Origin of the sequence: Luteitalea sp. (assembly GCF_022842525.1) — a bacterium.
Lineage (GTDB): Bacteria > Acidobacteriota > Vicinamibacteria > Vicinamibacterales > Vicinamibacteraceae > Luteitalea.
The window spans coordinates 23,413-36,819 of sequence record NZ_JALHPM010000049.1; the positions used below are offsets into that span (position 1 = coordinate 23,413).

Consider the following 13,407-nt stretch of genomic DNA (forward strand, 5'->3'; position numbering starts at 1 on the left):
CCTACCGGATCGTGCAGTACACTGCGACCACTTCCCGATGCCTCGTCGACTGCCCGCCCTGATCACCCTCTCGATCGTCGTCCTGGCCTGTGCCCATGTGTGGACGCAACCGCGCGTCGCGCAGATCGACTGGCGCGCCCACGGCGCCGATGCGGCGCACACGCAGCACTCCCCCGCCGATCTGATCACGCCGGCCAACGTGTCGCGCCTGCGGGTCGCGTGGACCTACAAGACCGGTGACGGTCGTGCCGACAACCGCTCGCAGATCCAGTGCAACCCCATCGTCGTCGACGGCGTGCTCTATGCCTCGTCGGCGCAGTTGAAGATCTTCGCGCTCGATGCGGCCACGGGGCGGGAGAAATGGGTCTTCGACCCGTTTGCCGCCACGAGCGGTGATGCGCAGCACGCGCTGGGCGTGAGTCGTGGCGTCACCTACTGGGCGGACGGCGCCGACAGGCGCATCTTCATGGGCGCCGGGCCGTACCTCTACGCGCTGCATGCCGACACGGGTGTGCCGGTCGAGAGGTTCGGCGAGCGCGGACGCATCGATCTGCGGCAGGGCCTCGACACCGACGCGACGGGGCTGTCGGTGGTCTCCACCACGCCGGGTTCCATCTACAAGGACGTCATCGTCGTGCCGACGCGCCTGTCGGAAGGTCCCGGAAGGGCGGCACCGGGGCACATCCGGGCCTTCGACGTCCGCACGGGGCAGCGGCGCTGGATCTTCCACACCATTCCCCGCCCGGGGCAGCCAGGACACGAGACCTGGCCCACCGACGCGTGGCAGCGCGTTGGCGCCGCGAACAACTGGGCCGGGATGGCCGTCGACGAGGCGCGGGGCCTCGTGTTCGTGCCGACCGGTTCGGCCGCCTTCGACTTCTGGGGCGGCAACCGGTACGGCGCCAACCTCTACGCCAACTCGCTCATCGCGCTCAAGGCCGACACCGGCGAGCGCGTGTGGCACTTCCAGTTCGTCCATCACGACCTGTGGGATCGCGACCTCCCCACCGCGCCCGTCCTCGGCACGGTGACCAGAGCCGGTCGCACCGTCGACGTTGTCATGCAGGCGACCAAGACCGGCGAGTTGTACGTCTTCGAGCGCGACAACGGCACGCCGCTGTGGCCCATCGAGGAATTGCCCGTGCCGCCGAGCACGCTGCGCGGCGAGCAGGCGTGGCCGACGCAGCCCCGTTCCACGCTCCCCCCGTTTTCGCGGCAGGAGTTCTCGGAGGCACTGCTGACGTCGCGGACGCCGGAGGCGAGAGCCTTCGTCGAGCGGCAACTGGTCGGGGCCAAGCCCTTCCACAAGTGGCAGCCTCCAAGCGAGGAAGGCACGGTGATCTTCCCCGGCTTCGATGGCGGCGCCGAGTGGGGAGGCCAGGCATTCGATCCGGCCACCGGCACGTTCTTCGTCAACAGCAACAACATGGCGTGGATCACGCACATGCTGCCGATCGACCGCACGAGGGAGACCACGCAGGTGGCGCGGGGGCGCCGGCACTACCAGGTCAACTGCGTCGCGTGCCACGGCGCCGATCGCAAGGGCGACCCGACGCGCACCGTGCCGACGCTGGTGGGCATCGAGACGCGCCAGACGCGCGAGGCCGTGGCCGACGTCATCGCCTACGGCCGCGGGCAGATGCCGATGTTCTCGTCGTTGCCCGAGGGCGTGCGTGCCGACCTCCTGGCGTACCTCTTCGGCGACGCCCCGAAGGAAGGGCCGAAGGAGGCCGACGACGACGTGCCGGACATCCCGTACGTGTTTGGTGGGTACACGCGCCTGCTCGACGACAAGGGCTACCCCGGCGTGGCCCCGCCGTGGGGCACGCTGACGGCGGTGGACGTGGGTGCGGGCACCATCAGGTGGCAGGTGCCGCTCGGCGATCGGCCCGAGGCGCGCGGCCCGAAGGATCCCCCGACCGGCACCGAGAACTACGGCGGGCCGGCCATCACGGCCGGCGGCGTGCTGTTCATCGGGGCGACCAACGACGAGAAGTTCCGCGCCTTCGACATGAAGACCGGCCGGACCCTGTGGGAAGCCTCGCTGCCCGCCGGCGGCTACGCCACACCCGCGACCTACGTCGTCAAGGGACGCCAGTATGTGGTCATCGCCGCGGGTGGCGGCAAGATGGGCACCAGGTCCGGCGACACCTACATCGCCTACGCGCTCCCCGAACCGGGGGCACGACCGCGCGCCCGTACGCGGCCGGTCGGCAGGTGACCGCCGTGTCTGCTGCGCCAGACGTCGCGCGCACGCCACGCCTGCAGTCGCTCGACGTGCTGCGCGGCGTGACCATCGCCGCGATGATGCTCGTCAACAAGCAGGGCAACGGCGACGGCTACGCGGCCCTGCAACACGTGCCGTGGCACGGGGCGACGCCGACAGACTGGATCTTTCCGTTCTTCCTGTTCATGGTCGGCGTGGCCCTGCCCTTCTCCATCGCCAGCCGACGCCGACAGGGCGCCTCCAACGGCGACATCATGCGCCACGCCGTGACGCGCGCCCTGATCCTGTTCGCCCTCGGCGTCTTCGAGAAGAACTTCCCGTTCCTCACCACCACCCTCGACACGTTCCGCATCCCCGGCGTGCTGCAGCGCATCGCGTTCTGCTATCTGGCGGGCACGGCGATGCTGCTGTACACCACGCGCCGGCAACAGGGCGTCATCGCGGCCGTGCTGCTGGTGGGGTACTGGGGGCTGCTGGCGTTCGTGCCCGTTCCCGGCGCCGGCGTGGTGCCGATGACTCGCGAGTTCGCCTCGCAGAACTGGGCCGCCTGGGTCGACCAGCTCACGATGGGTCGACACCTCGGCTACGGCAACCGGACGTGGGATGCCAACGGCCTGCTGTCCTCGCTGCCCTCGATCGTCTCGCTGCAGGCGGGCGTGCTGGCCGCCTGGATGCTCGAGCGTGGCCTCACGACCGCGGGAGCCAGACGACTGGCCCTGACCGGACTGGCGACGCTCGCGGCCGGGTGGGTGTGGGGCGGGTTCCAGCCGATCATCGGGCTCGGCATCATCGGCGAGCCGTCGGTCGCCAGTGCGCTGGTCTTTCCGATCAACAAGATGCTGTGGACGAGCACCTTCGTGCTCTACACGTCAGGGCTCGCGTTCCTCTGCCTGGCCGGCTGTCTGTGGCTCGTCGATCTCCATCGCCGAGCGGCCGCACCGCCGCGCTGGACCTTCCCGTTCATCGTCCTCGGCACCAACGCGATCTTCGCCTATCTCGCGTCGGGGCTCGCGGCGAAGCTGCTGCATGTGTGGCAGGTGACATCGGCCGACGGGACGCGCCTGTCGGCGTGGGACTGGGCGCAGGTGCACGTGTTCGCACCGGTGATTCCGTCGGCGCCGCTGGCCTCGCTCATCCACTCGACGTGCTACGCGCTGCTGTGGGTGGCCATCTGCGCGTGGATGTATCGCCGCCGCCTCTTCCTGAAGCTCTGACGTGGCGTTCGTCAACACCCTGCTGGCCATCCTCGTGCTGGGCGTCGGGCTCGCCATCGTCGCGCTGATGCGCGCGCGCTCGGCGACGCGCGGGGCGTACCGCGACGTCGACGGTCGCCCGATCGAGCCGCTGCGCGGCGCCGACGCCGACCTCCTGCAGGCACTCGCCGCGAGGGGCGTCGACCTGTCGGCGCCCCTCGTGGTGCACTGCATCTTGTCCGTCCCGGCGGAGGCCGCCGCCCGTGCGACGTCCGAGCGGCTGCAGAGCCACGACTTCAGGGCCGTGCGCTGGGACGTGCATGGCGCGGGCTTTCGCGTCTACGCCACCACATCGCTGGTGCCGACGGTGGCGGCCCTGGCGACCCTGCGCGCCGATCTCGAGGGGCTCTCGGTCTCGGTGGGCGGCACCTTCGAGGGCTGGGCCACCGACGCCGCGCGCTGATCGCGGCGCGCGGTTACGCCTTGACGGGCTCGAACTTGCGGGGATAGCTGCGGTTCGAATTCCACTGCGCCACGTAGATGGCGCCGGCCTTGTCGACGTAGACGTCGTGCGGATGGTTGAACGTGGCATTGAACGGCACGAGCGGCTTGAGCACGCCGTTCTCGTAGACCGGGGCTTCTCCACCGACGGCCGACACCACCTTGTCCTGCGCGTCGAGGATCAGGATCATCGCGTTCAGGCTGGCGATGGCCAGGTGGCCGTTGGCCATCGGCGCGACGTTGCTCGGCTGCGAACCGGGCACCGCCACCGTCCGCAGCAGTGCGCCCTTCGGCGAGAACCACTTGAGCAACGCGTTGGCGCGGTCGCACACCAGCAGTTCCTCGGTGCCCCGACGCGTGTCGACGTAGATCGCATGCGGCTGCTTCAGGTTCTCCGGCGCCGCGCCGGCGCCGCCGAACGTCTCGATGTACTTCCACTCGGGATCGAAGTGGTGGATGAAATGCGAGCCATAGCCATCGCTGATGTAGAAGTCACCAGCCTTCATCACCGCGACGTTGGTGGCGTGGTACTTCGACAGGTCCGGGTACTTCGCCGCCAGCGCGTCGGCATTCAGCCGCTTCACCTCGCGGCCGTCCGGGGTCAGCAGGGCGATGACCGAGGCCTGGTGATCGGTGATCCACAGCAGTTCGTCACCACGCGCGTCCACCTGGAACTCGAGCGCATGCGCCGCGGGGAAGCGGTTCTCCCGCTTGGCGACGAACGTGCCGTCCTTGCGATAGGTAATGATGTTGTTCCGCTTGTCGTTGGTCAGCAGGACGATGTGGCCATCGCGATTCTCGGTGATGGCGTGGCAGTCCTCGACCGGTACCTCGGCGCGATCGAGGCGGCCCCAGCCGACGATCTCGCGATAGCGGAAGGCCCCCTGTCCGAGGGTCTCCGGTCCGGCGGGCGCGGCAGCGGCTCGAGTGTCTGTCGTGAGGGTCGTGGCGATTCCTGCGGCGACGGCGCTGGCAGCGCCCGTCAACATCGTGCGGCGGTTCATCGGTCGGTCTCCGGGGCTGGACAAGCGCCGCCATCATAGATCAGTCGGTCAGTGGCCGGCGACGACGCCGATCGACTGGTCGAGGATGTCGATGGCGATCCTCGCCTGTGCTCGGGTCAGCACGAGCGGCGGCGACAGGCGGATGGTGTTGCGGCCCGCGCCGAGGATGAGGAGGCCGCGCGCGAACGCCTCATCGACGACGCGATCGCGCTCGGCCGTCGCACGCACCTTCGTCGTCCGATCCCGGACGAGCTCGATGCCGATCATCAGGCCCTTGCCCCGCACATCACCAATCAATGCGTGCTTGCGCTGCAGGTCGCGCAGCCCATCCAGCAGGTAGCCGCCGACGTCGGCGGCGTTGGCCACGAGCTGTTCCTGCAGCAGGCGAATGGTTGCGAGCGCGGCGGCACACGACACGGGATTGCCGCCAAAGGTGCTGGCGTGCGCGCCAGGGGTCCACTCCATCACGCCCGCTCGCGCCGTGGCGACCCCCAGGGGCAATCCCGAGGCGATCCCCTTGGCCATCGTCACGATGTCGGGCTGGACGCCGAAGTGTTCGATGGCGAACAGCTTGCCGGTGCGGCCCATGCCCGCCTGCACTTCGTCGACGATGAGCAGGCTGCCGTACTGCTGCGTGAGGGCGCGCAGCCGCTGGTGGAACTGCGGCGGCGGCACCAGGTAGCCGCCTTCGCCCTGAATCGGCTCGACGACGATGGCGGCGAGTTCGTCCGGCGAGACGAGATGGACCATGACCTTGTCCTCGAGATACTCGAGGCACTCGGCCTGACACGAGTCCGGCGTGAGGCGCACCGGGCAGCGATAGCACTCGGCGTACGGCGCGTGGAACACGCCTGGCGCCGTGGTCGCCCCGAACCCCTTGCGCTGGACGCTGCGGCTCGCCGTCAGGGACAGCGCGCCCATGGTGCGGCCGTGGAACGACCCGAGGAAGGCGACCAGGAAGGGCCGTTTCGTCGAGTAGCGGGCCAGCTTGATCGCCGCTTCGTTGGCCTCGGCGCCCGAGTTGCCGAAGAACGATCGGCTCGGGCCCGGCATCGGCGCCGCGGCCGACAGCACCTCGGCGAGCCGGACCTGCGGCTCGTAGTAGAAGTCCGTCCCCGACATGTGCAGGTAGCGCCCGGCCTGCTCGACGATCGCGGCCACGACCTCGGGATGCGAATGGCCGGTCGAGTTGACGGCGATGCCGGCCGCACAGTCGAGGAACACGTTGCCATCCACGTCCTCGACCATCGCCCCTTCGCCGCGCGCGATGACGAACGGATAGCCGCGCGTGTAGGACGGCGACACGACGTGCCCATCCCGTTCGATGATCGCCCGGGCGTTGGGCCCGGGCAACGCGGTCCTGAAGTGTGGCGACTGTGGCAGCGTGCTCATTTGCGTTTCCAGATCGTGCCCGTCGGGCTGTCCTCGAGGATCACGCCGCGCGCATCGAGTTCGGCGCGGAGGCGATCGGCTTCGGCGAAGTTGCGCATGCGACGGGCCTGCACGCGCGCCGCCATCAGCGCATCGAGTTCGTCCTGGGGAATCGGCGGCGCCGATTCCTCCTGCCGGCGCAGGGCGATGACGCCGAGCACCTTGTCGCAGTCGGCGAAGAACGTCAGCGTCGCCTCGGCCTGCGCACGCGACAGCGTGCCGGCATCGACGGCCGCATTGGCCTCGCGCAGGAGTTCGAAGACGGCGCCGAGGGCGCCCGGGACGTTGACGTCGGCCTGGAGTTTGTCGCGGAAGTCGGCCCGGGCCGTCTCCAGTCGAGCCTCCCAGCCATCGGCGCCCGTGCCGTCCTTGACGCGCTCGAGGCGCAGCACGCAGTCGTAGAGGCGCTTGACCGCTTCCTCGGCCTGCTGCAGCGTCGCCCACGAGTAGCGCAGCTGCTTGCGGTAGTGCACCGAGATGAGCAGGAAGCGCAGGGCCGAGGCACGATAGCCCTGATCGAGGATGTCGCGGATCGTGAAGACGTTGCCCAGCGACTTGGACATCTTCTCGCCGTCGTCCATGAGCAGGTGCTCGACATGGAACCAGAAACGGGCGAACTGATGACCGGTGGCGCCTTCGGCCTGCGCGATCTCGTTCTCGTGGTGCGGGAAGATCATATCGACGCCGCCGCAGTGGATGTCGATCGGGGCCGGCCCCAGCAACCGCAGCGCCATCGCCGAGCACTCGATGTGCCAGCCGGGGCGTCCGGGGCCGACGCCGCAGTCCCACGTCGGCTCGTCCGGCTTGGTCGCCTTCCACAGCACGAAGTCGCGCGCGTCTTCCTTCTCGTACTTGTCGCTGTCCACGCGCGCCCCGCTGATCATCCCGGCGTGGTCGAGCCGCGCGAGTTGCCCGTACTGGGGCAGCGTCGAGATCTTGAAGTAGATCGACCCTTCACTCCGGTAGGTGTGCCCGCGTGACTCGAGGGCGGCGATCATGTCGGCCATCGCCACCAGGTTCTCCTGGTCGGTGGCGCGGGGCGTGTCCTCGGGCGCTTCGAGCCCGAGCGACGCGGCGTCCTCGCGGAAGGCCTCGATGAAGCGCGTCGTGTACTCGCGCAGCGGCACCCCGGCCTTCTGCGACTCGGCGATCGTCTTGTCGTCCACGTCGGTGAAGTTGGTGACGTGGTGCACCTCGAAGCCGGCCACGTGCCGCAGGGTGCGGCGCAGCAGGTCCACCGCGAGGAACGTGCGGAAGTTGCCGATGTGCCCGCGGGCGTACACCGTGAGGCCGCACGCATACATGCGGACGACACCGTCACGCTGTGGCGCGAACTCTTCTTCCTGACGGGACAGCGTGTTGTAGAGACGCATGGGAGCTCGGACGAGAGTCGGATCCCGGGGACCGGGACCAGGAACCTGAAGAACCGTGCCGGCGCGGACGCCGCGGGCGGCCGCCCCGCAGGCGCGCGGCGCCGGTCAGGCGCAGCGGCAGGAGACCCGACAGTGCACGTCGGCGCCGGACACGTCGCACGCGACGTCGATGTCCGGGGTGGTCGCGCCCACCAGGGCGGGCACCTCGGGGGTGTCTCCGGATGCGGCCCAGCGCAGGTCGCCGCGCAGGCGATTGCCCTCCCGTGCAAAGACCATGGCGACGTCGCCCGCGACGGCCGCACGGTTGTCGGTGATCCAGGTCACCACCGCCTGCACGGCCGTGGCGAAGGGCTGCGCGTGCGGGGGATCGCCAGCCAGCGCCCCGACACGGCCGACCAGCGCACGGACGGCGTCCGCGAGGCGGCCATCAGGCGCGTACGTCACCGCCAGCGGCAAGGCAGGGGCGTCGTCGCGAGGCTCGGTCATACGCAGGGATTCTATAGCGAAAAGCGCTCGAAGATGGACCGCGCGGCAGCCACGTCCGCCCCGATCTGGCTGACCAGGGCCTCGACGCCGGCGAAGGCCTGCTCGCCGCGCAGACGCTGGACGAACGCGAGCCGGACGCGGGCGCCATAGAGGTCGGGATTGACGTCGAGCAGGTGCGTTTCGACGCTCACCCGTCCCTGGTCCTCGAAGGTGGGACGCACGCCGATGTTGGTCACCGCGGCGTGGATCCGATCGTCCACCGTGAGCGTGGTGGCATACACCCCGTGCGGCGGCATCAACTCGTTCTCGGAGTCGATGTTGGCCGTCGGAAAGCCGATCTGCCGGCCACGAGCGGCCCCGGCGACCACGGTGCCGTCGATGTAGTAGTGATGCCCGAGCAGCGCGCCGGCCTCGTCCACGCGGCCTTCGCTGATGAGCCGACGCACGCGCGTGCTGCTGACGACGAAGTCCTTGTAGCGGACCGGGTCGATCTTCTCGGCGCGGAAGCCGTAGAGCTGGCCGAGGTCACGGAGCAGCGAGAAGTTGCCGGTGCGATCGCGGCCGAACAGGAAGTTGCCGCCGACCCACACTTCGGCCACGCCCAGCCACTCGACCAGCACGCGCCGCACGAACGTATCGGGGTCGAGGCGCGACAGCTCGTGATCGAAGTGCACCAGCGCGACCCCCTCCATGCCGGCACGCGCCAGCGCTTCGATGCGCTGCGGCGTCGTCATCAGCAGCGCGGGGGCCTTGTCGGGGCGGAGGACCCGCGGCGGATGCGGGTCGAAGGTCATCACGAGGGGCGTGCCGTGGCGCTCGCGCGCCTGGCGGCAGACGCGGTCGAGAATCTTCTGATGGCCGCGGTGCAGGCCGTCGAAGTTGCCCAGCGCGACCACGGGGTACGGCCAGCGGCCTGGCCGGGGCGGGTCGTCCGGGAAGCGAATGACCTCCACCCGGAGGCGCGTGCCGTGTCGTACGTCCGTCATGATGACGTGCCGGGCAGGGTCACCGACAGGCCATCATACGCCAGCGCCATGCCCTCAGGCAGGCGCGCGTTGGTCTCGGCATGCCCCAGGTCGTGGCACATGTGGGTGAACAACGTGCGCCGGGCCCCGGTGCGTCGCGCCGCGTCGACGGCCTCCGCGAGCGAGAAGTGCGTCGGGTGCGCGCGGTCGCGCAACGCGCCGATGACCAGCAGATCGAGCCCCTGCAGCAGCGCCCACGACTCGTCGGGCACCTGGCTGCAGTCGGTCAGGTAGGCGAACGATCCAATCCGGTAGCCATGGATGGGTCGCCGCCCGTGCAGGATGGGCACGGGCAACCAGGGGGTGCCGGCAATCTCGAAGGGCGACTCGACCACCACGGGGACGAGCCGCGGCACGCCCCCCCCGAGTTCGGCCGGCGCGCTGAACGCATAGGCGAAGATCCGCTGGAGTTCCGCGATCGTGAGCGCGTCGCCATGCACGGACAGCGTGCCACCGCCCTTCAGCGCGATGAAGCGCCGCAGTTCGTCGAGACCGAAGATGTGGTCGGCGTGGCTGTGGGTGTAGACGACGGCATCGACGCGGGTCAGCTGCCACCGCAGCGCCTGGCTGCGCAGGTCGGGCGTCGTATCCACGAGCACCTGCGTCCCATCGTCGTGCGTGACGACGATGGAGGCGCGGAACCGGGTGTCTTCCGGCGCATCGGACCGGCACACGGCGCAGGCGCAGCCGATCATCGGGATGCCCTGCGAGGTGCCGGTGCCGAGGAACGTGACGCGCACGCTACGGGGCGACGATGCGGGAGGGGCCCTTGCGGGACGCCTCGACGTACTTGAGGCGGAGCTCGTACAGCGCGCCTTCGAGGAACCGTCGCTCGTCTTCGGTGAGGTTGTTGCGGGTCTTCTCCTGCAGCATCGTCAGCACGTCGATGGCGTGCCCGGCCGAGACGAGGTTGACGGAGGTCATGCCGGTCATCGGGTCGGGCTGGTCGCCGAGGTACATGGCGGCGGCCATCACGAGCCCCGAGATGTAGCCCACGAACGTGAGAGACGGGTCGACCGGCTCGGACATCTTCGGATGCTAGCATACGGGCCTTGACGTCCATGCCCCCTGCCGATGCCGGTGCTGCATTCGCGAAACTGGTCGAAATCATGGCCCGATTGCGCGGTCCGGACGGATGTCCGTGGGACCGCGAGCAGTCGCTCAAGACACTGGCGCGCTTCGTCCTCGAAGAAGCCGCCGAGGTCGTGGACGCGATCGACCGCGAGGATGCCGACGGACTCCGTGAAGAGGTCGGCGACCTGATCTTCGAGGGCGTGTTCCTCTCGCAGGTCAGCCAGGACGACGGCGGCTTCGACGTCACCGCGGCGCTCGAGACGGTGTCCGCCAAGCTGATCCGCCGCCATCCGCACGTGTTCGCGACCGAAGACACGCTGACGCCAGACGAGGTTCTGGCGCAGTGGGACGTGATCAAGGCGCAGGAAAAGGCCGAACGCGGCGCCACGCCGGCGTCGGTGCTCGACGGCATCCCGGTGGCGCAGCCGGCCCTCTCACGGGCACGCGCGATCTGCAGCCGCGTGGCCAAGGTCGGGTTCGACTGGCCGACGCCGGCGGCCGTCCTCGAGAAGCTCGACGAGGAGACGCGCGAGGTGCACGAGGCGATCGCGTCCGGCGACCGTGACGCGATCGAGGACGAGATCGGCGACATGCTGTTCGTCATCGCCAACCTCGCTCGCAAGCTCGACGTCGACGCCGAGTCGGCACTCCGGCGCGCCAACCTGAAGTTCAGCCGGCGGTTCGGCCAGGTCGAGGCGCGGCTCGCGCAGGAGGGCCGGCCCGTGGGTGAGGCGTCGCTGGACGAGATGGAAGCGGCGTGGCAAGCCACCAAGCGCGCCGAGGCGGGCCGCCCGTAAGACTTCCCTCGAGGCCGTTGGCGGTGCGCACGAGCAGCACACGCCCGTTGGTGGCCAACTGGATCGCGCCGTCCCGATCGGTGCGCAGCAGCGGCACTCGCCGCTCCGCGAGACGGCGCAGCACGGCGCTGGCCGGGTGTCCGAAGCGATTGCCGCGCCCCATCGATCCGACCGCGAGGACCGGCGAGAGCGCATCGAGCAGCCGCGCGCCCGAGGACGAGGCACTGCCGTGGTGCGGCAATCGCACGACCGCCAACGGCATCGTCGACAGCCGCGGGATCAGGCGGTCTTCGATGCCCTGCGACACGTCGCCGGGCAGCAGCAGCCCGAAGTCCCCCAGTTGCAGCCACAGCACCACCGAGTCGTCGTTGCGGACGCGTCGTCGCTCCCAGTCCGGCCGCTCCGGATGCAGCACCGACAGGCGCGTCGAGGCGTCCCCGAGCCGTTCTCCGGCAGCCAGCCAGCGCTGACGGGCGCCGACCTGTGCGGCTGCGGTGACAATCGCTCCCTGCCGGGGCTCGCCCACGACGTCGATGCCCGCGAGGCTCTCGCGAGGCCGCAGGCGCTTGATCACCGTGGGCATGCCGGCCGCGTGATCGGGATGCGCGTGCGTCACGACGACACGGTCGATGGCGCGATGGCCGAGTGCCCAGAGGGCAGGAGACGTGACGCGTTCCCCTGTGTCGAAGGTCTCGCTGATGCTGCCGCCGGCGTCGACCAGCCAGGTCCGCCCGGACGGAAATCGGATGACGGTGGCGTCGCCCTGCCCCACGTCGAGGAAGGTCACGAGCAGCCACGGCTCCGCAGGCCAGCTGGCGCGTTGCCACCGGGTCGCCGCGCGCCACGTCCACGGCGCGGGCGCGCTGTGCTCGACACCGCCCGTCAGCATCCAGACGAGGCAGCCCATCACCGTGAGCCCCGTCAGCGCGCCGAGGCCGGCCCTGGCGCGGAGGCCTCGTCGTGACCACGATGCCCTGCCGCACCGACCGCACGACGACGACACCAGTGCGACACAGCACCGTGCGCAGACGACGAGGGCCAGGTAGTAGGTCGCGAGCACGGGTGTCGATGGCGGAGGGACTTCGTGCACGAGCCACGGGGCCACCGACACGATGTCGGCACTGCGCAGCAGCACGCGCACCGCGTGCGCGGCCACCACGCCGATGCCATCGCCCACCGGCGGCCAGAGCGCAGCCGCCGGAACCAGGGCGAGCCCGGCCACCTGCACGACGCCCATGGCCGGTACCGCCAGGAGATTGGCGAGCACCCCGGCGACCGTGGCCACGTGGAACCAGCGGGCGCTGATGGGCAGCAGCACTGCCTCGACCGCAATGGTCGCGCCGACCAGCGCCGCGCCCAGCGTTGCGCCACGCCGGGCCCAGTGGGCCACCCCGGCGTGTGCCGGACCACCGGAGGACGACCACGCTGCCGCTACCAGGACGAGCGTGCCCGCGGCGCCGAACGACAGCACGCAGCCGGCGTCGTGCCACGCAAGCGGGTCGCCGAGCCACTGCAGTCCCGCAGCGACGCACAGCGCCTGCAGGGCCGGCGTCCGCAGATCCCACCAGCGCGCCGCGACCACGACGCCAGCCACCGTGACGGCCCGCGACACCGACGCCCCACCGTCCACCACCACGGCGAAGCCGAGCAGGGCCGCGCCGAGCCACACCACGCCGAGCTTCGCCCCGGCGCCCGCAGCACGCGGCAGCCACACCAGGAGCGCGAGCCAGATGCCGACATTGCCGCCGGAGATGGCCACCACGTGATACACGCCGGCGTGTTGCAGGTCGCGCACGAGTTCGGCCTCGAGGCTGCTGCGATCGCCGATGAGGATGGCCGCCACCGTCGCGGCGGCCACCGGTTCGCGCACATGGCGCAAGACGACGAGACGCACCCGTGCGCGGACCGCCGCCGCCCACTCCTCCCACCAGGGTCCCGGCGTGGTCTCCACGAGGGACGCGCTCTTGATGGTGGCAAACAGCCGCATCCCGCGCCGGGCCAGCGCGCGCTCCGTGTCCGTCACGCCGAAGTTGCGGTAGGGCAGCGGGCGACGGAGCGAGGACACGGGTGCCCGGATGTGTCGCCCGCGGGTCCAGGAGGCGCGGGAGGACTCGCCGGACTCGCCAGCAACCGTGGCCCGCACGCCCACCCGTGCCTCGTGCCACACGCCGCGCCATCGCAACCGTCGCACCTCCAGGTCCAGGGAGGCGCCTCCGCCGGGCGCGCGTGACGCATCACGCCGCAGCACGCCCGCGATCTCCACGGCCTCGCCGGCGGCCGTCGCCGCCTCGACGTC

11 protein-coding genes and 1 pseudogene are annotated in these 13,407 nt (G+C 70.3%); 4 read left to right on the forward strand and 8 right to left on the reverse strand.

The window, feature by feature from the left end; all coding sequences use genetic code 11:
- Positions 1-37 precede the first annotated feature (37 nt).
- From Q0C41_RS12110 to Q0C41_RS12120, 3 genes are read left to right on the forward strand one after another with little or no spacing between them, the layout of a single operon-like run.
- Positions 38-2,221 carry a PQQ-binding-like beta-propeller repeat protein gene (locus Q0C41_RS12110; RefSeq protein WP_291984036.1) on the forward strand — a complete coding sequence of 728 codons (2,184 nt, stop codon included), beginning with the start codon at positions 38-40 and terminating at the stop codon, positions 2,219-2,221.
- A 5-nt stretch (positions 2,222-2,226) separates the two neighbouring features.
- Positions 2,227-3,441, forward strand: a complete 1,215-nt coding sequence (locus Q0C41_RS12115) for a DUF5009 domain-containing protein (protein WP_291984037.1) — start codon at positions 2,227-2,229, stop codon at positions 3,439-3,441.
- 1 nt (position 3,442) lies between these two features.
- A complete protein-coding gene (locus Q0C41_RS12120; protein WP_291984038.1) occupies positions 3,443-3,883 on the forward strand; it encodes a ribonuclease E inhibitor RraB in 441 nt (146 codons plus the stop codon).
- Positions 3,884-3,896: 13 nt separating this feature from the next.
- On the opposite strand, the gene Q0C41_RS12125 is transcribed toward Q0C41_RS12120, so the two are convergent.
- The 7 genes from Q0C41_RS12125 to Q0C41_RS12155 form a co-directional block, all read right to left on the reverse strand.
- The gene (locus Q0C41_RS12125) at positions 3,897-4,925 is read right to left on the reverse strand and encodes a hypothetical protein (protein ID WP_291984039.1); all 1,029 of its coding nucleotides are present in this window, start codon (positions 4,923-4,925) and stop codon (positions 3,897-3,899) included.
- A 48-nt stretch (positions 4,926-4,973) separates the two neighbouring features.
- A complete protein-coding gene (locus Q0C41_RS12130; RefSeq protein ID WP_291984040.1) occupies positions 4,974-6,317 on the reverse strand; it encodes an acetyl ornithine aminotransferase family protein in 1,344 nt (447 codons plus the stop codon).
- Positions 6,314-7,729, reverse strand: a complete 1,416-nt coding sequence (cysS, locus tag Q0C41_RS12135) for a cysteine--tRNA ligase (protein WP_291984041.1) — start codon at positions 7,727-7,729, stop codon at positions 6,314-6,316. The genes Q0C41_RS12130 and cysS overlap by 4 nt, the downstream gene beginning before the upstream one ends.
- A 105-nt stretch (positions 7,730-7,834) precedes the next feature.
- The gene (locus tag Q0C41_RS12140) at positions 7,835-8,215 is read right to left on the reverse strand and encodes a hypothetical protein (RefSeq protein WP_291984042.1); all 381 of its coding nucleotides are present in this window, start codon (positions 8,213-8,215) and stop codon (positions 7,835-7,837) included.
- A gap of 11 nt (positions 8,216-8,226) precedes the next feature.
- Positions 8,227-9,201 carry a bifunctional riboflavin kinase/FAD synthetase gene (locus Q0C41_RS12145; RefSeq protein ID WP_291984043.1) on the reverse strand — a complete coding sequence of 325 codons (975 nt, stop codon included), beginning with the start codon at positions 9,199-9,201 and terminating at the stop codon, positions 8,227-8,229.
- Positions 9,198-9,980, reverse strand: a complete 783-nt coding sequence (locus Q0C41_RS12150) for an MBL fold metallo-hydrolase (RefSeq protein ID WP_291984044.1) — start codon at positions 9,978-9,980, stop codon at positions 9,198-9,200. Before Q0C41_RS12150 ends, Q0C41_RS12145 begins: the two co-directional genes overlap by 4 nt.
- A gap of 1 nt (position 9,981) precedes the next feature.
- On the reverse strand, positions 9,982-10,269 hold the full coding sequence (locus Q0C41_RS12155; RefSeq protein ID WP_291984045.1) for a DUF1844 domain-containing protein: 288 nt from the start codon (positions 10,267-10,269) through the stop codon (positions 9,982-9,984).
- Between the two features lie 32 nt (positions 10,270-10,301).
- Between Q0C41_RS12155 and mazG the strand changes: the two genes are divergently transcribed.
- Positions 10,302-11,111, forward strand: a complete 810-nt coding sequence (gene mazG / locus Q0C41_RS12160) for a nucleoside triphosphate pyrophosphohydrolase (RefSeq protein WP_291984046.1) — start codon at positions 10,302-10,304, stop codon at positions 11,109-11,111.
- Between the two features lie 196 nt (positions 11,112-11,307).
- Here the strand turns inward: mazG and Q0C41_RS12165 are convergent.
- Positions 11,308-13,098 (reverse strand): annotated as a pseudogene (locus tag Q0C41_RS12165) (ComEC/Rec2 family competence protein); the annotation flags it as partial.
- Positions 13,099-13,407: the final 309 nt, after the last annotated feature.